This window comes from Burkholderia oklahomensis C6786, from assembly GCF_000959365.1.
Taxonomy (GTDB): Bacteria; Pseudomonadota; Gammaproteobacteria; order Burkholderiales; family Burkholderiaceae; genus Burkholderia; species Burkholderia oklahomensis.
The window spans coordinates 2,088,416-2,110,809 of sequence record NZ_CP009556.1 but is presented as its reverse complement, the minus strand read 5'-3'; the positions used below and the strand labels follow the sequence as shown (position 1 = coordinate 2,110,809).

Below are 22,394 nucleotides of genomic sequence, written 5' to 3'. Positions count from 1 at the left end.
GCGCCAGGCGGGCATGCGCGGCGCATCGATTTGCCGCGCGGCTCACGCGGCCTTTTCTTCCTGTTTGCCGGGCCCGCTGCCGATTTGCCACACATACGGCGGCTCGGTTCCGTTGACGGCCCGATCTCCGACGATCCTCGCCTTGTAGACGAGCGGATTGTGCGACGCGACCGTGCGCGCGTTGCGCCAGTGACGGTCGAGCGCCTTCGTCGTGCTGATCGCCGATGCGCCGAGCGCATCGAACAGATGCGTCGCCGCGCGCAGCACGAGCTCCGACACGACCAGCTGGCCCTGCGCCGATTCGATTTCGGCCGCGACGTTCGCGTCGTGCTCGGCGGCGGTGTCCTTGCCGAAGCGCGCCTCGTACGCGCGCTGCGACGGCTGCGCGGCGCGCAGCGCGATCGCCTCGGCCGCATACGCCCATGCCGAGATTTCGCCGACGATCTGCAGGATCTGTGCGTCTTCGCTGACACGCGGCGCGTTGCCGTGGCTGTAGACCCGCTTTCGATCGCGCACGAGCGCGCTCGCGTCGCGCTCGACCGCGCGTCCGATGCCGGCGAGCGTCGCGAGGTGGAACAACTGATAGAACGCCGTCTGATACTTGAAGCGCTGCGCGAAATCGATGACGTGCTGTTCGTCGACGTGCGCGTCGACGAAGCGCGTCGTGCCGCTGCCCGTCGTCGCCTGGCCGAAGCCGTCCCAGTCGTCGTCGCGGATCACGCCCGCCTGATGCGTGGCGACCGCGGCGATCACCGGGCTGCCGTCGTCGGCGCGCTGCGCGTAGACGTCGATCCAGTCCGCGAAGATCGTCCCGGTGCTGTAGTACTTTTCGCCGTTCACGACCCAGCGGCCGTCTCGCCTCGATACTTTCGTCTTGACTTCGCCGAGCGCGACGTCGCCGATTTCGGTCCAAGCGTTGCCGACGAGCTGGCCGCTCGCGAAGCGGTCGAACCACGCTTGCCGTGCGGAGCCGGGCGGCGCATTCAGCCGGTCTTCGACGAACGCGAAGTGGCCGCGCAGCGCCTGCGGCAGATTCGAATCGGCGGCCGCGAGCTCGATCAGCAGTTGAAAGAGCTGCGGAATCGACGCACCCGCGCCGCCCGCTTGCACGGGCACGCGCACCGCGCCGAATCCGGCTTCCTTCAGCCAGCGGATCGGCTCGTGCGGCAGCGTGCGCGTGCGGTCGCGCTCGATCGCGCCTTCGGCGATGCGCGCGAAGATCGGCCGGAAGCGGGCCGCGAGCGGCGCGTAATCTGCGCCGGTCGAGATCGTTTGATCGGGGAGAGCGTGGGGCATGGCGGTGTCCTGTGGTGAGTGAACGAAAGGTGGATCGATGGTGCAGCGAACGCGGCGCGCGCCTCGCGCGCGGCAATCTCGGCTTGGGGCGAGTGGCGTAGGCAGCTTGCTCGGCGCTCGGTCATTCGAGCGTTCGGATGCGCGAGCGCTCGACTGACGTGACCGAACGCCATCGTGCGTCGACAAACAGCCTCCGATGCATCGCGCGCCGTTCGCCGCGTCACGATGCGGTGAACCGTTCGCGTATTGCCGCTGGAATGCCGGTGGCGACGTGCATCGCCGAACCGGGTCGGATCGCGCCGCGTCGCAACGGCATCGCGGCCAACGCGCGACCGCCGTCGCCTCGGCGCGCGTACGGCGGATGCCTCGCCGCGCCATCGCGTCGCGCGCCAACGGCCGAACCGTGCCGCCGCGGCAATTCCGCCTATGCCGCTTCGCGCGCGAGCGCACGGCCGTCATCGGCGTTTTCTTCGGCGTCGACGTCGCGCGCGGTCGGTTCGTAGCGGATCGCCGCGAGAAACGCGATCGGCACGCACGCCGCGATCGACACGATCCAGAACATGCCGGTGCCGAGGCGCGCGTTCAGGATCGGCAGCACGAACAGCGCGAATGCACTGCCGATGCCGGTCAGCGAGCGCCCGAAGCCGAGCCCCGTGCCGCGAATCGACGTCGGATACGACAGCGCCGGATAGATCATCATCTGCGCGCCCGGACCGAAGCCCTCGGCGAACAGCCACAGCCCGAGCATCAGCACCGCGACGCCGATCCCGAGCGCGGTCTGCGGATGACCGAGCAGCGCAAGCGCGGCGAGCGCGGCGAACTGCAGCGCGAAACCGGCGATCGCGACGCGTCGCGACGGCAGGCGGTACGCGAGCCGCATCCCGAGCAGCCCGCCCGTCAGCGCGAACAGCACGTTGAGCGCAAGCGTCGCGGCGATCGTCTCGAACACGCCCGCGCCGAGGAACTGCGACAGGATCGTCGGCAGGAAGAACGCGATCGCCGTGTATTCGAACGGGATGCACAGATTCATCGCGCTCGCGACGAGCGTGCGCTGCAGATACGGCCGCTTGAACAGCACGCGGAAGCTGACGGGCGGCTGCGTCGTAGCCGTCGTTGGCGTTGGCGTTGAGCGCGCAGCGTCGTCGGCCGCGTGTGCATGGATCCCGTACGATTCGCGCAGAATGCGCGCCGCGTCGTTCAGGTTGCCCTGGTTCGCGGCCCAGAGCGGCGACTCGTTCATGTAGCGGCTGCGCACCAGGATGATGACGAGCGCCGGCACCGCGCCGAAGATCAGCGACGCGCGCCACAGCCAGCCCGCGTGCGCCGCGGGCAGCAGGAAGTACAGTCCGAACACGATCAGGAAGCACACGGACGACGCCGCGTACCACATCGGGCACCACGCGGCGAGCCGCGACGCCTTGTTGCCGCGCCCGCTGAACTTCGAGAACTCGGACAGGAACGCCATCGCGACGGGCAGATCGATGCCGACGCCGAGCCCCATCACGAAGCGCGCGGCGATCAGCACCCACACGTTCGGCGCGAGGCCGGCCGCGATCGCCGCGACGACGAAGAACAGCATGTCGGCCATGAACACCTGGTAGCGGCCGATCTTGTCGGTGAACCAGCCGCCGATCAGGCTGCCGAGGATCGTGCCGATCATGATCGACGAACTGACGAGCCCGCTCAGCGCGGGCGTCAGATTGAACTCGCGGGTCACGTCCTGGATTCCGTACGACAGCGTCGTCAGATCGTAGGCGTCGAGGAACACGCCGCCGAGCGCGAGCAGGACGATCACGCGCGCATGGCCGGAGCGCGCGCCCGACGTGTTGATGAGCCGCGAGACGTCGCTCGCGGAACGGATCGGCGTCGAGATCGGCGCATCGAGGTCGAGTGTGCTCAAGGGAAGCTCTTCGGTTGGGTCGGTTCGAACGGCAAGTCGCAGTTATACGAAGCGGCCCGGTAAAACACAAAGAAGCAGTTCGCGATTCGTTATGAAGCGCGCGGCGATAAGCAATCGACGGAGTGGGGCGGGAAAAGGCGGGCTGTGAAAGGGGCGGCACGTTGCGGGCCGCCGTGTGCGCGAAACGGCATGATTGCGAGTCGCGCGGAGCGGTGTGTGACGTGTGACGTGTGATCGACGATCGGCAATCGGCACGGCGATCGACTCACACGTTGCGCGGTGCGGACGCGCCGCGCGCCGGGAAGAACCTGCGGCTCAGCGCTGCAGCCGCGGAAAGATGCATGGATGCATCTTCACGTACAGGGTTTGATTCACGCACGGGCGTCCGGCGTAGTCGACGACTTCTCCCGTCGAGCGCCGCGGCTCGCTCTTCCGGTTGCCGTCTGCGCTTGCGTTCGACGATGCGACGGAAGGCCCCGCTTCGCCGGATCGAGGATCCTGGCGAAGCGGAGCGCAGGCTGCCAGCGCGATGCCGAACGCGACTGCGATGATCGGCGCTTTCATGATGTCCCTCTTGTTTCGTGTCGTTCGAGTCGACGTCGACGCTCGCCTTCGAATCGATGCGTCGCTTGCCGATTGCGCCGGCATGCGAATCGCCGCATGCGCATTGCGTCGGTCGATGTGGCGACATGGTGCGCGAGCGTCGCTGCGCGGACGTGATCCGAACATGACAAAGTTGTCGACGAAGCGCGAAGCGTTCGATGTCGACGCATCGGCGGATGATGCGCGAGCGATGCGGGTGCGGAGCGCGGCTCGCGCAGGCATTCGCCGAAAGCGCTGCCGACCGCTTCGTCGCAGCGCCGATCAAAAGATGCTCAACACGCCCGCACCAAAAAAAATGCCGGACAGGGGGGACTGTCCGGCAAAAGTGCGATAGCACCTGCTGGTGCCAATGCGCCTCGCGTGCTCGAGGGGAACCAAGCAGCTCGGTCCAATTTCGTCTGATCGGCGATCTTGGAATTCAGATGCTAAAGGATCGACGCAGCGCCATGCTGACGCGAACATGAAATTCCCGTCATGCGCGGCGGGCGAATGCCGCCGATTCCAAGCCGCGCGCAGATGACGAATTTGTCATCGAACGCTCATGGCCGCGTATCGTCCGGCGCTCAAAGTAGAGGCTACTGTCGCTCGACAGTGATCAACTCGATGGAGCGCTAACGATGAACACGAAAAAACGCATGATATGGGCCGCCGCCGCATTGGCGACGCTGGCATCCGCGCAGGCCGCATTCGCGCAAGGCAAGACGCGCGCCGAAGTCGCGCAGGAACTGGTTCGGGCCCAGCACGAAGGCATCGTGCCCGCGGGCAAGAACGACTATCCGCCGAGCGCGGCGCTGATCGCCCGCAACAAGACGCTGCATGCGATCTCGGTTCACGGCGGCAACGCCGATCGATCGCTCGATCAGCATGATCAAGCCGTCGCGCGCTGACGCTGCCGCCGTCGGCGCACGCGCGACGCCCCCTGCGCGGGCAGCGCGCTCGATCGAGCGCGCGCGCTGCGCCGCCTCCCGCGACGCGCTCGATCAAGCCGAGTTCGCGGGAAATTTCAGCCAGAACGTCGTGCGCACGTGCGGCTCGCTGTCGACGCCGCACGCGCCGCCGTGGTTTTCCATGATCGACCGGACGATCGCCAGGCCGAGCCCGGTGCCGAACGCCGAGTTGTGCCGCGCCGGATCGACGCGGTAGAACCGCTCGAAAATCCGCTCGCGATGCTGCGGCTCGATTCCGCGGCCCGTATCCGATACGCCGATCGTCGTCGCGCCGTCGGTTTGCCGGCATTCGACGGTGATCGTCGAGCCGCGCGGCGCATGATTGAGCGCGTTGCTGACCAGGTTGCTGAGCGCGCGCTGATAGAGCAGCGCATCCGCCTGCACGGCGGCCTGCCCACGCACGACGATATTCACTTCCGCATCTTCGGCCATCGGCTCGTAATAGCCCGCGACGCGCTCGGCTTCCGCCGCCGCGTCGAGCGTGCGGATCGCCAGATGGCTTTCCGCGTTGTCCGAGCGCGCGAGGAACAGCATGTCTTCGATCATTCGCGACAGGCGCTGATATTCGTCGATGCTCGATTCGATCACGTCGCGGTACTCGTCGGCCGTGCGCGGCTTCGACAGCGCGACCTGTGCTTCGGCGAGCAGGTTCGTGAGCGGCGTGCGCATGTCGTGCGCGAGATTCGACGAGAACTGGCTCAGGCGTACGAACGATTCGTCGAGGCGCTTGAGCATGCCGTTGAACGCATGCTCCATCTCCTTCAGCTCGCCCGACGTGTCGAGCTCAGGCAGCGGATGCGCGAGCCGGCTCGACGACATCTGCTCGGCGCGCGCGACGAGCCGGCGCAGCGGACTCAGGCCGAGCATCGCGATCCCGTATGCGAGCGCCGCCGTCAGCACGACGGCGAGCACCTCGATCAGCACGACCGTGTACGCATACGCGCGCAGCAGCGCGCGATCGTTCTTGCCGTCGTACTGCACGACGACGCGCACGCGCTGGCCCGTCGCGGCGTGCAGCGGCGCATCGCCGGCGAGATAGCCGAACGCCGAGCCGCCGGACGCCGCGGCGAGCGCGGGCGGCGACGCGGCGAAGCCGCGCGTCGCGAACAGCAAGCGGCCGTCGGCGCCGAAAATCGCCAGATCCAGATTCTGATGGCCGTGCAACTGGTCGACCCACAGGTCGGTCTTGCGCGGAATCTCGTCGACGCTGCGGACGTTCGCGAGGTGCGTGCGCATCGCCGCGAGCGTCGCCGTCCTTTCGTACGACGACGTGCTTTCGAGCCGGTTGCGCAGCGCGCCGTAGAGCGCGATGCCGCTCAGCGCGAGCGTCACCGCCGTCGACAGGATGATCAGCGCCGTCAGGCGGGCGCGCAGCGTGCGCGGCAACATGCGTTTGATCATCGGTTCGCGGCGCTCCTGACTTCGAGCACGTAGCCCATCCCGCGCACCGTGTGGATCAGCTTCGGCTCGTACGCGTCGTCGATCTTCGAGCGCAGCCGGCGGATCGCCGCGTCGACGACGTTCGTGTCGCTGTTGAAATTCATGTCCCACACCTGCGACGCGATTGTCGCGCGCGGCAGGATCTCGCCCTCGCGGCGCATCAGCAGCCACAGCAGCGCGAACTCCTTCGCGGTCAGCAGCACGACGTCGCCCTGGCGGGTCGCCTTGCGCCGCGTCAGGTCGAGCTCGAGATCGGCGACCCGCAGGATCGACGATTCGCGCGCCTGCCCGCGGCGCAGGATCGAGCGCACGCGCGCAACCAGTTCGACGAAATCGAACGGCTTGACGACGTAGTCGTCGGCGCCGAGCTCGAGCCCCTTCACGCGGTCGCCGACGTCGTCGCGCGCGGTCAGGAACAGCACCGGCGTCGAGCGCTCGCGGCGCAGCCGCTCGAGCACGGTCCAGCCGTCGTGGCCGGGCAGCATCACGTCGAGGATGATCAGGTCGTAGTCCTCGGTCTCGGCCTGATGGAGGCCCGTCACGCCGTCCTCGACCCAATCCGCGATGAAGCCCGCTTCCGTCAGCCCCTTGCGCAGATACATGCCGGTTTTCGGCTCGTCTTCCACTATCAGTATTCGCATCAGAATTCACCTCGATGATTCGCGTCGCCGGCGCAGGGCGGCCGCGGGCGCGAGCTTCGCGAGCCGTCCGGCAAGCCTTCCGGCGAGCGCCGCGCGCAGCGACGCCGAGTGCGCCACCCGATAGAGTACCGGCAAAACGAGCAGCGTCAGCGCGGTCGACGACAGGATGCCGCCGATCACGACCGTCGCGAGCGGACGCTGGACCTCGGCGCCCGTGCCCGTCGCGAACGCCATCGGCAGGAATCCCAGCGACGCGACGAGCGCCGTCATCAGCACCGGCCGCAGGCGCGTGAGCGCGCCTTCGCGCACGGCGGCGTCGAGCGCGACGCCTTGCTCGCGCAGATTGCGGATGAACGAGATCATCACGAGGCCGTTCAGCACCGCGACGCCCGACAGCGCGATGAAGCCGACCGCGGCCGTGATCGACAGCGGGATTCCGCGCAGCCACAGCGACACGACGCCGCCCGTCAGCGCGAACGGGATGCCGGTGAACACGAGCAGGCCGTCCTTCGCGTTGTTGAACATCACGAACAGCAGCACGAACACCATCGACAGCGCGAGCGGCACGACGATCTTCAGCCGCTCGCTCGCGCTCTGCAACTGCTCGAACTGGCCGCCCCACGACAGCCAGTAGCCGGCCGGCACCCGCACGTCCGCCGCGATCCGCTCGCGCGCGTCGGCGACGAACGAGCCGACGTCGCGCCCGCGCACGTTCGCGCTGACGACGACGCGGCGCTTGCCGTCCTCGCGGCTGATCTGGTTCGGCCCCGGCGACGCGTCGACCGTCGCGAGCTCGGCGAGCGGCACGTACGGCGCCTGGACGACGGGGCCGTTCTGGCCGTTCGCACCCGTCGATGCCGGGAACGGCAGCGCGATCGGCAGCCGCTTGATCGCCTCGACGTCGGTGCGCAGCTCGTCGGGCAGCCGTACGACGATGTCGAAGCGGCGATCGCCCTGGAACAGCAGACCGGCCTTCCGGCCGCCGACCGCCGCGGCGACCGTGTCCTGCACGTCGCCGACCGTCACGCCGTAGCGCGCGAGCTTGTCGCGATCGAGGTTGACGGTCAGCACGGGCAGGCCCGTCGTCTGCTCGACCTTCACCTCGGACGCGCCCGGCACCTTCTGCAGCGCGGCCGCGATCCGTTCGCCCGTTGCGTTGAGCACCGCCATGTCGTCGCCGAAGACCTTGACCGCGACGTCGCTGCGCACGCCGGAGATCAGCTCGTTGAAGCGCAGCTGGATCGGCTGCGAGAACTCGTACGCGTTGCCGGGCAGCTCGGCCAGCACCGCCTCGATTTCCTGGCGCAGCGTGTCGCGCGACTTGCGCGGATTCGGCCACTGGCCGACGGGCTTCAGCATGATGTAGCCGTCGGACAGGTTCGGCGGCATCGGATCGGCGGCGATCTCGGCCGTGCCGGTGCGCGCGAACACGCGTTCGATCTCGGGGAAGCGCGCCTTCAGCGTCTTCTCGATCGATTGCTGCATCGCGACGGACTGCGACAGGCTCGTGCCCGGGATGCGCAGCGCGGACACCGCGAGGTCGCCTTCGTTCAGGCTCGGGATGAACTCGCTGCCGAGCCGCGTCGCGAGCACGAGCGTCAGCGCGACGACGGCGGCCGCGCCCGCGAGCACCGGCCTCGGCCGCGCGACGAACGCGTCGAGCACGGGCGCGTACAGGTGCTTCGCGGCGCTCATCAGCCGGTTTTCCTTTTCCTCGACGCGCCGGCCGATGAAGAGCGCGACCGCGGCCGGAATGAACGTGACGGTGAGCGCCATCGCGGCCGCGAGCGCCATCACGACGGTGATCGCCATCGGATGGAACATCTTGCCTTCGACGCCCGTCAGCGCAAAGATCGGCAGATAGACGACCATGATGATCAGTTGCCCGAAGATCAGCGCGCGGCGCGCTTCCTGCGACGCGGCGAACACTTCGGCGAAGCGCTCGTCGCGCGTGAGCGCACGGCCGGCCGCGCGTTGCGCGTGCGCGAGCCGGCGGATGCAGTTCTCGACGATCACGACCGCGCCGTCGACGATGATGCCGAAGTCGAGCGCGCCGAGGCTCATCAGGTTCGCGCTGACCTTCGCGTTGACCATCCCGGTGAACGTCATCAGCATCGACAGCGGGATCACGAGCGCGGTGATCACCGCCGCGCGGATGTTGCCGAGGAACAGGAAGAGGATCGCGATCACGAGCACCGCGCCTTCGAGCAGATTCTTCTTGACCGTCCGCACGGCCTTCTCGACGAGCACCGTGCGGTCGTAGACGGGGATCGCGCGCACGCCGGCGGGCAGCGTGCGGTTCACGTCGGCCATCTTCGCGGCGACCGCCTTCGCGACGGTCCGGCTGTTCTCGCCCATCAGCATGAACACGGTGCCGAGCACGACTTCGTCGCCGTTCGACGTCGCGGCGCCCGTGCGCAGCTCGCGGCCGATGTCGACCTGGCCGACGTCCTTCATCCGCACCGGCACGCCGCCGACGTTCGTCAGCACGATGTTCGCGATGTCGTCGACCGAGCGCGCCTGGCCCGGCACGCGCACGAGGTACTGCTCGCCGCGCTTCTCGATGTAGCCGGCGCCGACGTTGTCGTTGTTGCGCTCGAGCGCGCGCACGACGTCGGCGAGCGTGAGCCCGTACGACATCAGCTTGGCCGGATTCGGCGCGACGCGGTATTCCTTCACGTAGCCGCCGATCGAGTTCACCTCGGTGACGCCCGGCACGTTGCGCAGCTGCGGCCGGACGACCCAGTCCTGCAGCTCGCGCAGATCGGCGCTCGTGTAGCGCGCGCCGTCCGGCTTGCGCGCGGCGGCGTCGGCCTCGACGGTCCACAGGTAGATTTCGCCGAGGCCCGTCGACGTCGGTCCCATCGCGGGCGCGACGCCGGGCGGCAGCTTGTCCTTCGCTTCCTGGATCCGCTCGTTGACGAGCTGGCGCGCGAAATAGATGTCGGTGCCGTCCTTGAAGATCACGGTGACCTGCGACAGCCCGTAGCGCGAGATCGACCGCGTCTGCTCGAGATTCGGCAGGCCGGCCATTGCGGTCTCGACGGGATAGGTGATCCGCTGCTCGGCTTCGAGCGGCGAGTAGCCGGGCGCGGACGTGTTGATCTGCACCTGCACGTTCGTGATGTCGGGCACCGCGTCGATCGGCAGTTTCTGGTAACTGTAGACGCCGAGCGACGCGGCCGCGGCGATCGCGAGCATCACGAGCCAGCGGTGCGCGATCGCAAAGCGGATCAGGCGCTCAAACATGGTGGCGGTCCTCTGGAATGCGGAGAAAAACGATGCGCGCCGCAGCGGGGCGCGAGCCGCGCGACGCTCAGTGCTCGTCGGCGACGCCCTTGCCGAGCTCCGCCTTCAGCACGAAGCTGTTCGCGGCGACATAGGTCTGGCCGGGCGCGAGGCCCTTCACGACCTCGACGGTCTTCGCGTCGCGCCGGCCCGTCTCGATCTCCTGCGCGACGAATCCCTTCGGCGTCCGCATGAACACGGCCGGCGCGCCGTCGACGTCCTGCAGCGCGTCGCTCGCGACCGCGACGGAGACGTTCTGCGTGCCGGCGTCGACAGTTACGTTGACGAACATTCCGGGCCGCCAAGCGCCGTCGGGGTTCGGCAGCACGACGCGCGCGGGCGCGGTGCGGGTCTGCTCGCCGAGCAGCGCGCCGACGTACGCGATCGGCCCGCTCGACGTCGAATCGAACGCGGCCGCGTTGACCGTCGCGTGGCGGCCGACGCGCACGTCGTTCAGGCGCTGCGCGGGCACGGCCATCTCCGCCCAGACCGACGACAGATCGGAGACGACGAACACGTTCGCGTCGGCCGCGATCGCCTCGCCGGGCGCGATGTGCTTTTCGACGATCGTGCCCGTGAACGGCGCGCGCAGTTCGTAGCGATTGAGCGCGCCGGACGCGGCCGACGCGTTCAGCGCGGCGAGCTTCTGGCGCGCGTTCGTCGCGGCGATTTCCGCCTCGCGCAGTTGCACCTGCGCCTGCAGATAATCCTGCTCGGCGGAGATCCGCTCTTCCCACAGGGTTTTTTCGCGCGCGTACGACGTGCGGGCCGCCTGCAGCCGGCGCTCGGCCGTCAGCAGCTCGCTGCGCCGGTCGGCGAGGTCCGTGCTCGCGATCACGGCGAGCAGCTGACCCTGCTTGACGTTCTCGCCGATCGACACCGCGACGCGTTCGACGATCCCCGCGACGCGCGGCACGACGTGCGCGGTGCGATCCTCGTTGAACTTGATCTCGCCGGGGAACTGGAAGCTCGTGACGATCTGCGCGGGGCCCGCGCGCGCGACGCCGATCTTCGCCGCGCCGACCTGCTCATTGGTCAGCGCGACCGCGCCGTCGGCGCGCGAGAACGGGAACGATGCGCTGCGCGCGCCGATCTTCACGTCGATCGACGCGTCGAAGACGTGCGGCTTCGCGATCGGCTGCGTCGACGTGTACTTCGCGCCGTCCGCCGAGAACGGCAGCGCGACGCGGCTGCCGTCGTAGCGGGTCAGCGTGGCGGAGACGCTCGCGCCTTTCGCAGCCGGCTTGCCGTCGACGAACGGGTAGACGATGAGGCGCGCATCGCCCGGCTTCTCCGACAGCACGATCTCGACGGACAGTGCGCCTTGCGCGAGCACGGTGCCGCCGTGCTGTCCGGCGGCGCCCGATGCGGCGTCGGCCCCGGATGCGGCCGGCGTGGAGACGGCCGGCGTGGACGGCGCGCGCGCGACCGCCAGCGCGATGACGAGAACGCCGGCTGCGGCCGCCCCGGCGAGGATCAGTTTCTTGCGTTGCATGGCGAGTTCTTCAGCGAAGTTGGGCGAGGGGGCGGGACGCGTCGCGCGACGGCGTGCCGACGAGGCGCTCGATGTCCGCATACGACTGATGCGCATCGGCGAGCGCCAGCACGTAGCGCGACTGCGCGTCGAACAGCGTGCGCTGCGCGTCGAGCACGTCGAGGAAACTGAACTTGCCGAGCTGGTAGCCGCGCGACATCGCATCGAGCGATTGCCGCGCGGCCGGCAGCACGTCGGCCTTCAAGCGGCGCGCTTCGCTGGCCGATCGCTCGTAGTTCGCGTAGGCCTGCGTCACGTCGAGCCGCAGGCGCGCGCGCTCCGCGTCGAAATCGGCGTTCGCCTTCGCGGCCTTGTGCACGGCTTCGAGGATCGCGCCTTGATTCGTGTCGAAGAGCGGCAGCGGAATCGACACGCCGACGACCGCCTGGTTGTCCGGCGCGCCGCCCGTGACGACGTGCTTGACGCCCGCGCTGACCGTGATGTCCGGCACGCGCTTCGCGCGCTCGATCGCGATCTGCGCGTTCGTGCGCAGCATGTCGGCCTTCGCCGCGCGCGCGAGCGGCGCGTCGTCGAGCCGGCCGAGCAATTGCGACAGCGGCTCGACGCCCGGCAACGCATCGAGATCGCCCGACGCGATGCGGCCGCGCACGTCGGCGCTGCCCGTCACGTTGGCGAGCCGCGCGAGCGCCGCCGACACGCGCGTCCGTGCGTTCGACAGCTCGATCTGCGCGGCCGTCTGAGCGACGCGCGCCTTCGTCGCCTCGACGGGCGACACCTTGCCGGCGCGCGCGCGCTTGTCCGCCATGTCGGCGGAGCGCGCGGCGATCGCGGCCGATTCCTCGGCGACCTGCGACTGCCGCTGCGCAGCGAGCAGGCCGTAGAACGCGCTCGACACGTCGGCGCGCAACGCGGCCGCGCGGCCGTCGAGCGACGCGAGCGCGAACTCGCGGCCGTACGACGCGGCTTCGACGCGCGAGCGCCGCTTGCCGCCCAGCTCGATCGTCTGGTTGAGCAGACCGGTCGTCGTCCGTTCCTGCCGGTCGAAGCCTTCCTGCAGGAGCGACACGGTCGGGTTCGGACGCGCGCCCGCCTGGACGAGCGCGCCGACGGACGCGTCGGCGCCGGACTGCGCGCTCTTCAGCAGCGGGTTGTTCGCGGCGGCGAGATTCAGCGCGTCGTCGAGCGACAGCGCGGGCGACGCGGCAAAAGACGCGGAAGACGCGGGCGAGGCGGGAGGCGCGACGGCGCCGGACGGCATGGCGGGCGACGGGTCGGGCGCGACGGCGGGCAGGGCGGACTGGGCTTGCGCCTGCACCGCCGACGCCGCGATCGCGGCCGACACGAGTGCGGCGAGGATACGCTTGGGCATGGATGATCGAGTCTGGGTGAAACGCGATCGATGCTACGGTCGTGCCGCAATGCAAACATGAGGCGAACATGACATTTTTGTCACGTTCGCGCGGGCGGGAGGGCCGGGCGCGCTTGACGCGGCGGGCGCGTCAGCGCGCCGGGTGAATCAAGCGGCCCCAGTGCGCCGGACGCGCCGACGCGCGAGCCATGCCGGACGTGCCGGACGCGCCGCGACGGCGCGCGAGCGCGCGCCGGAACGAGGGGAAGCGCACGCCGATCAGCCGCCGGTGACGGCCGAACGCACGCCGGCGGCGGTTTCGACGTCGACGGCAGGCCGGTTCGCGCCCGACGCGCCGCCGCCTCGTTGCGTGAGTTTCGCGCCGGCGCGGCACTCGGGCGCGCAATCGGGCGAAGGCGCGTCGCGATGCGGCTGCTGCTGGGGTGTTTCGGCGCGAATCGGCTTGCGTTCCTTGAACACGCGCTCGGGCATCCCGTGCGCGAATGCGGATGGTGCGGCGACGGCGAAGATCGCCGCGACGGCCATGAAAGTTGCTCGTTTCATCGAATGTCTCGCTCGGTGGTGTCGCCGGAACGGCGGGGACCCGTTCAGTGTGACGACGGCGCGGAGCGTGGCGATGACTGCGAGGTGACAAGTCTGTCAGGAACCGGCCGCGGGCCGATGGTCGTGCGGCTGTCCGTGGTCGAGCGAACGTCTTTCGTCGTTGCCGATGTGCGCGCCGGCCGCCTGGCGTTGCGTGCCGGAGTCGCGGGGCCGCGCATGCGTGGCCCCGCGACGCGTCGCGATGACGCACGCGGATCGGGACAGCGAACCTTCGGTCAAACGCAAACCCGGATTCGACATCCGCTCGGCCAGGAGCGAGCTTGCCGTCCGCGTGCGCCTGCATCGTCCGATCGTGGCGCCGTCAGCATCCACCGCGGCCGTCGGCGACGCCGAACGCGATGAGATTGCCGGCTATTTCGCGCAGCAGATGCTGCGTGAGCGCGCCGGCGCCGCCTTGGGCGAGGCGAAGCAATTCGATGAGATCTTGGGCAGCGACGCTCATGTTGGTCTCCTTCACCGCGGCGCCAATCGAGCGCCGCCGCAGAGCATGAAAATCTTTTTGTTGTGACGAAAGTATCGTCCACGGCTCGCGCCGATCCAATCAGCCGGCGACGAACTTCGCGTCATCCGGCGGAGCGGTTTGTCGGCGGTTTCCTACGCCATGCGCGGCGGAAGTCGTCGGGGTGGCGGCCGCGCGGCGCGCGTGGGAAGGGCGCCGCGAATGAAAGCGGTTCCGGAAGGGCGGCCCGCGCGGGCCGGCGCGAAATCGACGCGCCGAGCGACGCGAGCGCCGAGCCGATCGCCCGACGCGGCGATCACGGCGCACGCCCGCGCCCGAACCGGCCCGTGCGGGGCCGTTTATCCGACGCGCAGGATATAGTTCCAGCTTCCGGGGCTACGGCCCCATCGCTCCGGTCATACGGCATGCGTACCGTTTCGAAGTTGTGGAATGAGAACAGGAAATTGATCGCCTTCCTGTTCTTCATGGCGATCTTTCGCAGCGCGGTGGCCGACTGGAACGTCGTGCCGAGCGGTTCGATGCTGCCGACCATCCGGCTCGGGGACCGCATCGTCGTCGACAAGATCGCCTATGACCTGCGCGTTCCGTTCACGCACATCAGGGTCGCGCATCTGAGCGACCCGCGACGCGGCGATATCGTGACCGTCGATTCGTCGGCTGCGCACGAATTGCTCGTCAAGCGCGTGATCGGCCTGCCGGGCGACGTCGTCGAGATGCGGGACAACGTGCTTTACATCAACGGCGCGCGGGTGAGCTACCGGCCGCTCGGCAACGATCCGCTGTCGAGCGACGCAGGCGCGCGCGGCGAATATCTGGCCGAACGGCTGGCCGGGGCGGCGCATGTCGTCCGGCTTTCTCCCGATGCGCCGAGCCCGCGCAGTTCGTTCGGGCCGGCGGTCGTGCCAAAGGGCGCATACCTGATGCTCGGCGACAACCGCGACGACAGCGCGGACTCCCGCTATTACGGCTTCTTTCCGCGCGACGAAATCATGGGGCGCACGCGTCGCGTGGCGTTTTCGCTCGATCCGTCGCGGTTCCATATGCCGCGAGTCGACCGGTTCGGGGCGCGCCTCGACGGCGCGCCCGGTTGAGCGGGAATCGAATCGCCGGCGGGTCGGGCGTCGGATGCGGCCACGCCCTCGACGCGCGGGAACGCCGGCGAACGCGCGTCGAGCCCGCGCCGCGCGCGATCGACCGGAATCGCCGCCCGATCGCGCCCGGCTATGCCTTGTAGCCGATGTTGCGCAGCAACTCCTTCCGCCAGCGCACGTCCTCGTCGTTTTCGACGCCGAGCGGCGGGAATCCGTCGACCACGCCGAGAATGCTGCGCCCTTGATCGGTCTGCGCGACGACGATCTCGGTCGGGTTCGCGGTCGCGCAGAAAATCCGGCAGACCTCGGGCACCGCCTTGATCGCATTCAGCACGTTGACCGGATAGAAACCGTCGCCGAGAAAGACGACAAAGCAGTGACCGGCGCCGATCGCGGTCGCGTTCCTGCACGCGAGCTCGGTCAGCGCGGCATCGGTGCCGGAGCGGCGCACGAGGCGCTTGCCGGACGCTTCGCAGAACGCGATGCCGAACTTGATGCCGGGCACGGTGCCGACGAGCGCCTCGTGGATGTCCTCGACCGACTTGATGAAATGCGTCTGGCCGAGAATGAAATTCATCGTCTCGGGCTTGTCGATCGCAACGCAAAGCAATTGAAGCATGTCGCACCTCGTCTCGTGATGACGCGAATGCATCGACGCGCATGAACGGCGCGGATCGGATCGCTTTCCAGCTTAGTACGCGGTTTCGGGCGGTGAAAGCGCGGTGCCGGCCGGCGTCGTCATCTATCCTTGTGGTAGGCCGGGCTGCCGGCAGTGCAGAGCGGCCGGCGCGAGGTGGCGAAGAAGGGGGAAGATCATGAACGTGCGACAGGGTTTCGTCGACTGCGTGGGACGTACGCCGCTGATCCGCCTGGCGAAGCTCAGCGCGGAGACGGGCTGCGAGATGCTCGGCAAGGCCGAGTTCATGAACCCGGGCGGATCGGTCAAGGATCGCGCGGCGCGCTACATCATCGAAGACGCCGAACGGCGCGGCACGCTCAAGGCGGGCGGCACCGTCGTCGAGGGCACGGCCGGCAACACGGGCATCGGACTCGCGCACATCTGCGCGGCGCGCGGCTATCGCTGCGTGATCGTGATTCCGGAAACGCAATCGCCGGAGAAAATGGAAGTGCTGCGCACGCTCGGCGCGGACGTGCGCCCGGTGCCGGCCGCGCCGTACAAGGACCCGAACAACTATCAGAAGATAGCCGGGCGGCTCGCGGCCGAGCTCGACAACGCAATTTGGGCCAACCAGTTCGACAACCTCGTCAACCGCCAGGCCCACTACGAGACGACCGGGCCGGAGATCTGGCGCGATACCGCGGGCACGGTCGATGCGTTCGTCTGCGCGACGGGAACGGGCGGCACGCTCGCCGGCGTGAGCCGCTATCTGAAGGAACAGAATCCGCAGATCCGGATCGTGCTTGCGGATCCGCACGGCAGCGGGCTCTACAGCTTCGTGAAAACGGGCGAAATCAAGGTGGAGGGCAACTCGATCACGGAAGGCATCGGATCGAGCCGCGTGACGGCCAATCTCGAGGGCGCGTCGATCGACGACGCGGTGCGCATCGACGACCGCCTCTGCGTGACGATGGTCTACCGGCTGCTGCGCGAAGAGGGCCTGTACGTCGGCGGATCGAGCGGGATCAACGTCGCGGCGGCCGTCCGGCTCGCGCAGCAGATGGGGCCGGGCCATACGATCGTGACGCTGCTTTGCGACCGCGGCGACATCTATCGCACACGGCTCTTCAACCGCGAATGGCTGCGGGAAAGGGGGCTCGAGCCGTCATAGGAGCGGCGATGCCGCATTGTTCGGACGAGCGAAGGCGACCTATTCTAGAAAGACCCTGCCAACCGGCGGCGATCAACGTTTGTTAGACGGAGGTGTGCCATGTCGATGTCCGTCACCCTGCAGGACTGCCTGCGCCAGAAGGCTTCGCGATACGAAGTCATTCATCATCCGTACAGCCACTCGAACATGGAGGCCGCCGCGGCGGCGCACATTCCGGGCGATCGACTCGCGAAGACGGTGCTGCTCGAAGACGCGCAGGGCTACGTCGCGGCCGTGCTGCCGACGACGCACGCCGTGCGGCTATCCGAGCTTTGGGCCCAGACCGGGCGCCATCTCGTGCTCGCGAAGGAAGTCGAGCTGCGCGAACTGTTCAAGGATTGCGACGTGGGGGCGCTGCCGCCCGTCTGCATGGCCTACGGGATGCAAACTTTCCTCGACGAAAGCCTTGCGCAGCAGCCGGACGTGTATTTCGAGGCCGGCGATCACGAGGAACTGGTCCACATGGATCGCGACGAGTTTCTTTCGCTGATGGACAAGGCCGAACGGGCGAGCTTCTCGCACAAGATTCAGGGGGTGGTGTCTTGACGAGCGCCGTGTGCCGCTGAATCCGTCGGAGAGCGGCCATCCCCGATGCTCGGTGAACGCTGCGGGAAACGCGGCGCGATTCGTGCGTGTTTCGCATGCCGAATCGTCCGGTTCGCGCGGGGCATCGAGCAATGCGCGCGGCGGCGTCGCGTCGCCGGTCAGTTCATGGCCGCGCCGCGACGGGCGGGATGCGTGTCGGCGGAGCAACGTATCCGGATCAGCGGTCGCCGCCTCGATTGCGCGTGACGATCGAGCCACGTGCTGTCGTTCGTCCATTCGATGAACGCGCCCCCATCACGCAATGCGTTAAATTCGCGCCGACCCGTCCGGCAAGGCGCTCGATCGCCGTGTCGCCGTCGACCGTCGATCTCCCCGGCAAGGCGGATTTTCGACTTCCTCGACGAGAAGGCTTCGCCAATTGCACCGTCGATCAGCGCGGTCGATCAGCACGGTCGTTCAAGGCGGTATTTCAACCCACTTGCAAGCATCCAGCGGATCAGTGGCGATTCGACATGGTTGCTGGCCGTCACTTCTGGCGCGCCCAGATTGCCTCTGCCGCAATGCAGGCGCTCTCGTCGTCGGCGGCGCCGGAGCCTGCCGTGACGCTATCGCCGCGCGAGCGTCAGGTGCTCAATCGGGTGGTCCGGGGCCGCACGAGCGCCCGCATCGCCGAGTGGTTGCACCTGTCGGTCGAGACCGTGGAGACGTATCGCCCGCGCCTGATGCGCAAGCTCGGCGTCGGCGACATCACCGGTCTCATGCGGCTTGCCTCCAACGAAGGGATGCCCGACACCGGGAACGGCTGACAGCTTTCCTCGGTATTCCAGTGAATGCCTGCTCTCGAGGAGGAAATGATGGACGAAGTCCTGTTCGCTACGGATGACGCGATCTGCACGATCACCCTCAACCGGCCGGCGCACCGCAACGCCGTCGACGGTCCGACCGCTTCGCGGCTGAGCGAGGCGTTCGAGCGGTTCGAGGCCGATGCCGCGCTCGGGGTCGCCATCCTGACGGGCGCCGGAGGCAACTTTTGCGCTGGCGCCGACCTGAAGGCGGCCGGCGATCCCGCGCGGCGCAACGCGCTCGACGCGACAGGAGGCGGTTCGGGGCCGATGGGACCGAGCCGCATGGCGCTGTCGAAGCCTCTCGTCGCCGCGGTATCCGGCTACGCGGTCGCGGGCGGGCTGGAGCTCGCGCTGCTGGCCGACATCCGCGTCGCGGAGGAGGGCGCCATCTTCGGCGTGTTCTGTCGGCGCTGGGGCGTACCGCTGATTGACGGCGGAACGGTCAGATTGCCGCGCATCGTCGGCATGGGACATGCGATGGACATGATTCTGACCGGACGTCCTGTCGACGCATCGGAAGCCAAGGGCATGGGGCTCGCCAACTATGTCGTGCCGAAGGGCGAAGGGCTGTCGCACGCGACACGCATCGCCCGACAGATTGCCCGATTTCCTCGGCAGTGCATGCTGACAGACCGGCGCTCCGCATACGATCAATGGAATTTGTCTCTGGCGGAAGCGCTGCGCGAGGAGGGGGCGAGGGGCGCGCCGATCGTTCTTGCGGAAGGCGTGGCCGGTGCCGAGCGCTTTAGCGCCGGAGAAGGGCGTCACGGAACATTTTTCGACTGAAGCGCTTCACCGCCCGTGGTCGAAGCAAGTGCGGCAACGGGACCGTCGGCGCGCTTTGAAGTTCATCCATGAGAATGCTGGGGAGGCGGACATGCCGAAGACCGCGATGGACAGCGTGGTGGCCGCAGTGAACGGAATTCTCGGAGCCGGGCTGGCGTCGGCATTGGCGGCGCTCCTGGCGAGCGCCACGTTCGCCATGGGGCCGGCGCGGGCGCAGCCTCCGTCGTTCGAGACGTTCGCCGTCCCGGCCGGCAGCGCGCCGCACGACGTCGCACCGGCGCCCGACGGCACCGTGTGGTACACCGCGCAGGCGCGGGGCGCGGCCGGACGGTTGGATCCGCGTGGCGGCAAGACCGACTGGGTCCCGCTGGGTGACGGCGCCGCGCCGCACGGCGTGATCGTCGGCCCGGATCGGGCGGCGTGGATCACGGACGGCGGCCAGAACGCGATCGTCCGCGTCGACCCGAAGACACTCGCCGTCACGCGTTTCCCGTTGCCGAAGGACCGGGCGAACGCCAATCTGAACACGGCGGTCTTCGACAAGCGCGGGCATCTGTGGTTTACCGGACAAAGCGGCATCTACGGCGAGCTCGACCCGGCGAGCGCCAAAATGCGCGTCTTCGATGCGCCGCGCGGGCGCGGGCCTTACGGCATCTGCGTGACCCCTGACGGCAGCGTGTACTTCGCGTCGCTGGCCGGCGGCTATCTCGGCCGTATCGATCCCGCGAGCGGCGCGGCGCAGATCATCGATCCGCCGACACCGGATCAGGGCGCACGCCGCGTATGGTCCGATTCGAAAGGGCGGGTCTGGGTCAGCGAGTGGAACGCGGGGAAAGTCGGCGTGTTCGATCCGGCGACGCATCGATGGCGCGAATGGCGGCTGCCTGGCCAGGATCCGCATGCGTACGCGATATTCGTCGACGACCGCGACATCGTCTGGCTCAGCGAATGGAGCGCCAACGCGCTCGTGCGCTTCGACCCGCAAGCGGAGCAATTCGAAGTGTTGACGCTGCCGCGCCCGCACGCGAACGTACGCCAGATGATGGGCCGACACGGGGAAGTCTGGTTGTCCGAATCCGGCACCGATCATCTGCTGCGCTACCGGTCTCGCGCGGCGGATGCCGGCAGCCGCCGATGACGCACGGAGACGGAGATATTTTCCGATGTAGCGAAACGCCATGAGCCCGCGAGGGCCATTTCAGATGAATCGGAGTGCAGCGGCCGCCGGAATGAGGCGACGGCCGGTGAATCGCCGGCCGAAGGAACACGCGGGCGCCGGTGCCTGCCGGGGTTTCGCAGCGGCCAGTGAGCCGCCCTGAGGCATGCATTCGACCACCATCAGGCCATCAGGCGATCGTGCTGGATGTGCGGATGACCGCATCTGCCCGGGCTACTGCCCCAAGCGCTCCCGAAGGAACTCGATGAAGCGCCGGGTCTTCGCTGGAAGCAAACGCGTTTCGGTGATCGCGTAGACGGGTACCGGCGCGCCTTGCCACTCACCGACCGGCGCCGGACGGTCGCCCGCCGACCTGACAGGGCGGGCGAATCGACCCCGGAGCTGTCCTTCACTGGCCGCACTGCGCATCGAACGACTGCCGGGTCAGCGGGCGCGCCCCCGATCCTGCCTGCGCTTGCGGCGCCGCAGCGCCGACAGAAATCAAACGGCCGTACCTGGAGCGCCGCGACGCGCGAGGAATCGGTCCAGTTGTCCCGCGAACGCCTTGCTGTCGCGTGGACTGTATGGCGCCGGACCACCCGTGTCGATGCCCGTGCTGCGCAATTGATCCATCATCGCGCGCATCGTCAGACGCTCCTCGATATTTTCACGGCTGAACCAGCTTCCGCGCGGGTCGAGCACATAAGCGCCCCGATCGAGGGCAGCGGAAGCGAGCGGTATGTCCGCGGTTATCACCAAATCGCCAGCCGTCACCAGTTCGACGATGCGGGCATCGGCGGCATCGAAGCCCGCCGGCACTTGCAGCGCCTTGATAAAGCGCGAGGGCGGCGTGCGTAAATATTGGTTCGCGACCAGCGTCACGCACACTTCGGCACGTCGCGCGGCCCGAAACAACATGTCCTTGATGACGACCGGGCAGGCGTCTGCGTCAACCAGCATTTGCATTGCAGTCTTTCCGATACATGAGATGCACGATCCTACATCACAGTCGGCGCGCATCCTGTCGTGGACGAGAGGGGCAGATCCCCAGGCGGTCGAGCGCCGACGCCTATCTCGGCCGCCATCCCGGCCGGCGAAACCTGTCGCGCGCGCCGGCGCAATCGGTTCGAACGTTCGCTATCGGGCAGCCCGTTCATTCACCCGAATGCCTGCATCGAAACCTTCCGCGACGATATCGGCGCGCCTCGAAGCCGCGATGCATTCGACGTGACTATCCGGATATCGCGCCAGAAATGCGGGCAGCACATCGCATCGCGCACAAGCGGTTTCGCCGCGCTCCGGGGCGCACCGATCCGGACCGTTGCGCAAGGGCGGATTGGCGATCAAGCGAAGCGCGCGGGGCGGATGTCTTTTCAAAGCGACCGGGTTGGCGCGAATGTCTTGCGTCGGGCGTCGACGTTTGCGCGTTACTTCTGGAATGTGCCGAGCAGCTCGGCGTGCGCCACCACATGGCCTTGCATCGCCTTCTCCAACGCGGCCTTGGTGGGCTTGTGAAGATCGGGCAGCACCGTGTCGAGCGCGTACAGCTTGTGGAAATAGCGGTGACGGCCAACCGGCGGGCAGGGGCCGCCATACGCGGTGCGCTGGAAGTCGTTGGTGCCCTGAAGCGTGCCCGCCGGAAGTGCGTTCGCGGCGACGCCCTCCTGCAAACCGGGAGCCGTCGGCGGGATGTTGTAGAGCACCCAGTGGACCCATGTCATTCGCGGCGCGGCCGGGTCGGGCGCGTCGGGGTCGTCGACGATCAGCGCGAGGCTTTTCGCATGGGCGGGCACCCCGGACCACGCGAGCGGCGGCGACACGTCCGCGCCCTTGCAGGTGTGGCGCCCGGGAATCTCGCCTCCCTGATGGAAGGCTTGCGAGGTGAGAGTCAAGGCCATCGTGCGCTCCTCTGCGTCGGTCTGCGCCGCCAGTCCGGCGGCGCAGATCAGCAAGATCAGAATCGATGCTGCGCGACTGCGCATCGCATGTGCTCCATCGGGTTCATCTGCGGCGATCGCGAGCGGCGATCGCGAAGCGCGAGAGCGGTCGGATATTCCGCGCCAACGCTCTTCGATCCGCGTTTGTCCGGGCGTCGCAGC

The 22,394-nt window shown here is 68.2% G+C and carries 21 protein-coding genes and 1 pseudogene; 9 read left to right on the top strand and 13 right to left on the bottom strand.

What is annotated here, in order from left to right; translation table 11 throughout:
• Window positions 1–42: 42 nt before the first annotated feature.
• From BG90_RS27030 to BG90_RS37600, 3 genes are all read right to left on the bottom strand, one after another.
• Window positions 43–1,296: an acyl-CoA dehydrogenase family protein gene (locus tag BG90_RS27030; protein ID WP_010108918.1), complete on the bottom strand. Its 1,254-nt coding sequence runs from the start codon at window positions 1,294–1,296 to the stop codon at window positions 43–45.
• Between the two features lie 424 nt (window positions 1,297–1,720).
• Entirely contained in the window at window positions 1,721–3,196 is a 1,476-nt protein-coding gene (locus BG90_RS27025) for an MFS transporter (protein WP_010118692.1), read from the bottom strand.
• Between the two features lie 315 nt (window positions 3,197–3,511).
• Window positions 3,512–3,760 carry a hypothetical protein gene (locus BG90_RS37600; protein WP_010108920.1) on the bottom strand — a complete coding sequence of 83 codons (249 nt, stop codon included), beginning with the start codon at window positions 3,758–3,760 and terminating at the stop codon, window positions 3,512–3,514.
• Between BG90_RS37600 and BG90_RS36305 the strand changes: the two genes are divergently transcribed.
• Both BG90_RS36305 and BG90_RS27015 read left to right on the top strand, forming a co-directional pair.
• Window positions 3,726–4,133 carry a hypothetical protein gene (locus tag BG90_RS36305; RefSeq protein WP_158335922.1) on the top strand — a complete coding sequence of 136 codons (408 nt, stop codon included), beginning with the start codon at window positions 3,726–3,728 and terminating at the stop codon, window positions 4,131–4,133. The genes BG90_RS37600 and BG90_RS36305 overlap by 35 nt on opposite strands.
• A gap of 283 nt (window positions 4,134–4,416) precedes the next feature.
• Window positions 4,417–4,686 (top strand): DUF4148 domain-containing protein, encoded by a 270-nt coding sequence (locus tag BG90_RS27015; protein ID WP_010108923.1) that lies wholly within the window; start codon window positions 4,417–4,419, stop codon window positions 4,684–4,686.
• A gap of 93 nt (window positions 4,687–4,779) precedes the next feature.
• Here the strand turns inward: BG90_RS27015 and irlS are convergent, their stop codons facing one another.
• From irlS to BG90_RS26985, 6 genes are all read right to left on the bottom strand, one after another.
• Window positions 4,780–6,147 carry a heavy metal sensor histidine kinase IrlS gene (gene irlS / locus BG90_RS27010; RefSeq protein WP_010118694.1) on the bottom strand — a complete coding sequence of 456 codons (1,368 nt, stop codon included), beginning with the start codon at window positions 6,145–6,147 and terminating at the stop codon, window positions 4,780–4,782.
• On the bottom strand, window positions 6,144–6,827 hold the full coding sequence (gene irlR / locus BG90_RS27005) for a heavy metal response regulator transcription factor IrlR (protein WP_010108925.1): 684 nt from the start codon (window positions 6,825–6,827) through the stop codon (window positions 6,144–6,146). Before irlR ends, irlS begins: the two co-directional genes overlap by 4 nt.
• A 6-nt stretch (window positions 6,828–6,833) precedes the next feature.
• Window positions 6,834–10,076, bottom strand: a complete 3,243-nt coding sequence (locus BG90_RS27000) for an efflux RND transporter permease subunit (protein WP_010118696.1) — start codon at window positions 10,074–10,076, stop codon at window positions 6,834–6,836.
• 67 nt (window positions 10,077–10,143) lie between these two features.
• Window positions 10,144–11,610 (bottom strand): efflux RND transporter periplasmic adaptor subunit, encoded by a 1,467-nt coding sequence (locus BG90_RS26995; RefSeq protein WP_010118698.1) that lies wholly within the window; start codon window positions 11,608–11,610, stop codon window positions 10,144–10,146.
• Window positions 11,611–11,620: 10 nt separating this feature from the next.
• Window positions 11,621–12,979: a TolC family protein gene (locus BG90_RS26990; RefSeq protein ID WP_010118700.1), complete on the bottom strand. Its 1,359-nt coding sequence runs from the start codon at window positions 12,977–12,979 to the stop codon at window positions 11,621–11,623.
• 258 nt (window positions 12,980–13,237) lie between these two features.
• Window positions 13,238–13,522, bottom strand: a complete 285-nt coding sequence (locus BG90_RS26985) for a hypothetical protein (protein WP_025990559.1) — start codon at window positions 13,520–13,522, stop codon at window positions 13,238–13,240.
• A 241-nt stretch (window positions 13,523–13,763) separates the two neighbouring features.
• Here BG90_RS26985 and BG90_RS36540 point away from each other — a divergent pair, with 241 nt between their 5' ends.
• Window positions 13,764–14,090, top strand: coding sequence for a hypothetical protein (locus BG90_RS36540; RefSeq protein WP_162486582.1), 327 nt, complete (start codon window positions 13,764–13,766; stop codon window positions 14,088–14,090).
• Window positions 14,091–14,446: 356 nt separating this feature from the next.
• Window positions 14,447–15,133: a signal peptidase I gene (gene lepB, locus BG90_RS26975; protein WP_025990560.1), complete on the top strand. Its 687-nt coding sequence runs from the start codon at window positions 14,447–14,449 to the stop codon at window positions 15,131–15,133.
• Window positions 15,134–15,263: 130 nt separating this feature from the next.
• On the opposite strand, the gene BG90_RS26970 is transcribed toward lepB, so the two are convergent.
• Window positions 15,264–15,752, bottom strand: a complete 489-nt coding sequence (locus BG90_RS26970; RefSeq protein ID WP_010112690.1) for an adenosine-specific kinase — start codon at window positions 15,750–15,752, stop codon at window positions 15,264–15,266.
• 196 nt (window positions 15,753–15,948) lie between these two features.
• On the opposite strand from BG90_RS26970, the gene BG90_RS26965 reads away from it, so the two are divergent.
• From BG90_RS26965 to BG90_RS26945, 5 genes are all read left to right on the top strand, one after another.
• The gene (locus BG90_RS26965; protein ID WP_010122559.1) at window positions 15,949–16,923 is read left to right on the top strand and encodes a cysteine synthase A; all 975 of its coding nucleotides are present in this window, start codon (window positions 15,949–15,951) and stop codon (window positions 16,921–16,923) included.
• A 99-nt stretch (window positions 16,924–17,022) separates the two neighbouring features.
• Complete coding sequence (locus BG90_RS26960) at window positions 17,023–17,508, top strand: aminoacyl-tRNA deacylase (RefSeq protein WP_010112694.1); 486 nt, start codon at window positions 17,023–17,025, stop codon at window positions 17,506–17,508.
• A gap of 242 nt (window positions 17,509–17,750) precedes the next feature.
• A complete protein-coding gene (locus BG90_RS37595) occupies window positions 17,751–18,314 on the top strand; it encodes a helix-turn-helix transcriptional regulator (RefSeq protein ID WP_232289004.1) in 564 nt (187 codons plus the stop codon).
• A gap of 48 nt (window positions 18,315–18,362) precedes the next feature.
• The gene (locus tag BG90_RS26950) at window positions 18,363–19,139 is read left to right on the top strand and encodes a crotonase/enoyl-CoA hydratase family protein (RefSeq protein ID WP_010122563.1); all 777 of its coding nucleotides are present in this window, start codon (window positions 18,363–18,365) and stop codon (window positions 19,137–19,139) included.
• Between the two features lie 91 nt (window positions 19,140–19,230).
• Complete coding sequence (locus tag BG90_RS26945; protein ID WP_010122565.1) at window positions 19,231–20,277, top strand: Vgb family protein; 1,047 nt, start codon at window positions 19,231–19,233, stop codon at window positions 20,275–20,277.
• Window positions 20,278–20,529: 252 nt separating this feature from the next.
• Here BG90_RS26945 and BG90_RS37590 read toward each other — a convergent pair.
• The 3 genes and pseudogenes from BG90_RS37590 to BG90_RS26935 all read right to left on the bottom strand — a co-directional run.
• Window positions 20,530–20,634, bottom strand: a pseudogene (locus tag BG90_RS37590) (LysR family transcriptional regulator); the annotation flags it as partial.
• Window positions 20,635–20,796: 162 nt separating this feature from the next.
• Window positions 20,797–21,261: a YaiI/YqxD family protein gene (locus BG90_RS26940; protein ID WP_010122567.1), complete on the bottom strand. Its 465-nt coding sequence runs from the start codon at window positions 21,259–21,261 to the stop codon at window positions 20,797–20,799.
• Window positions 21,262–21,722: 461 nt separating this feature from the next.
• Complete coding sequence (locus BG90_RS26935) at window positions 21,723–22,193, bottom strand: YbhB/YbcL family Raf kinase inhibitor-like protein (protein WP_025990563.1); 471 nt, start codon at window positions 22,191–22,193, stop codon at window positions 21,723–21,725.
• Window positions 22,194–22,394: the final 201 nt, after the last annotated feature.

What these genes read in the sequence shown, in the direction of transcription:
- BG90_RS27030 (WP_010108918.1), bottom strand. Translation starts at nt 1,296, where the DNA reads ATGCCCCACGCTCTCCCCGATCAAACGATCTCGACCGGCGCAGATTAC.
- BG90_RS36305 (WP_158335922.1), top strand. Translation starts at nt 3,726, where the DNA reads ATGCCGAACGCGACTGCGATGATCGGCGCTTTCATGATGTCCCTCTTG.
- BG90_RS37600 (WP_010108920.1), bottom strand. Translation starts at nt 3,760, where the DNA reads ATGAAAGCGCCGATCATCGCAGTCGCGTTCGGCATCGCGCTGGCAGCC.
- BG90_RS27015 (WP_010108923.1), top strand. Translation starts at nt 4,417, where the DNA reads ATGAACACGAAAAAACGCATGATATGGGCCGCCGCCGCATTGGCGACG.
- irlS (WP_010118694.1), bottom strand. Translation starts at nt 6,147, where the DNA reads ATGATCAAACGCATGTTGCCGCGCACGCTGCGCGCCCGCCTGACGGCG.
- irlR (WP_010108925.1), bottom strand. Translation starts at nt 6,827, where the DNA reads ATGCGAATACTGATAGTGGAAGACGAGCCGAAAACCGGCATGTATCTG.
- BG90_RS27000 (WP_010118696.1), bottom strand. Translation starts at nt 10,076, where the DNA reads ATGTTTGAGCGCCTGATCCGCTTTGCGATCGCGCACCGCTGGCTCGTG.
- BG90_RS26995 (WP_010118698.1), bottom strand. Translation starts at nt 11,610, where the DNA reads ATGCAACGCAAGAAACTGATCCTCGCCGGGGCGGCCGCAGCCGGCGTT.
- BG90_RS26990 (WP_010118700.1), bottom strand. Translation starts at nt 12,979, where the DNA reads ATGCCCAAGCGTATCCTCGCCGCACTCGTGTCGGCCGCGATCGCGGCG.
- BG90_RS26985 (WP_025990559.1), bottom strand. Translation starts at nt 13,522, where the DNA reads ATGAAACGAGCAACTTTCATGGCCGTCGCGGCGATCTTCGCCGTCGCC.
- BG90_RS36540 (WP_162486582.1), top strand. Translation starts at nt 13,764, where the DNA reads ATGACGCACGCGGATCGGGACAGCGAACCTTCGGTCAAACGCAAACCC.
- lepB (WP_025990560.1), top strand. Translation starts at nt 14,447, where the DNA reads ATGCGTACCGTTTCGAAGTTGTGGAATGAGAACAGGAAATTGATCGCC.
- BG90_RS26970 (WP_010112690.1), bottom strand. Translation starts at nt 15,752, where the DNA reads ATGCTTCAATTGCTTTGCGTTGCGATCGACAAGCCCGAGACGATGAAT.
- BG90_RS26965 (WP_010122559.1), top strand. Translation starts at nt 15,949, where the DNA reads ATGAACGTGCGACAGGGTTTCGTCGACTGCGTGGGACGTACGCCGCTG.
- BG90_RS26960 (WP_010112694.1), top strand. Translation starts at nt 17,023, where the DNA reads ATGTCGATGTCCGTCACCCTGCAGGACTGCCTGCGCCAGAAGGCTTCG.
- BG90_RS26950 (WP_010122563.1), top strand. Translation starts at nt 18,363, where the DNA reads ATGGACGAAGTCCTGTTCGCTACGGATGACGCGATCTGCACGATCACC.
- BG90_RS26945 (WP_010122565.1), top strand. Translation starts at nt 19,231, where the DNA reads ATGCCGAAGACCGCGATGGACAGCGTGGTGGCCGCAGTGAACGGAATT.
- BG90_RS26940 (WP_010122567.1), bottom strand. Translation starts at nt 21,261, where the DNA reads ATGCAAATGCTGGTTGACGCAGACGCCTGCCCGGTCGTCATCAAGGAC.
- BG90_RS26935 (WP_025990563.1), bottom strand. Translation starts at nt 22,193, where the DNA reads ATGGCCTTGACTCTCACCTCGCAAGCCTTCCATCAGGGAGGCGAGATT.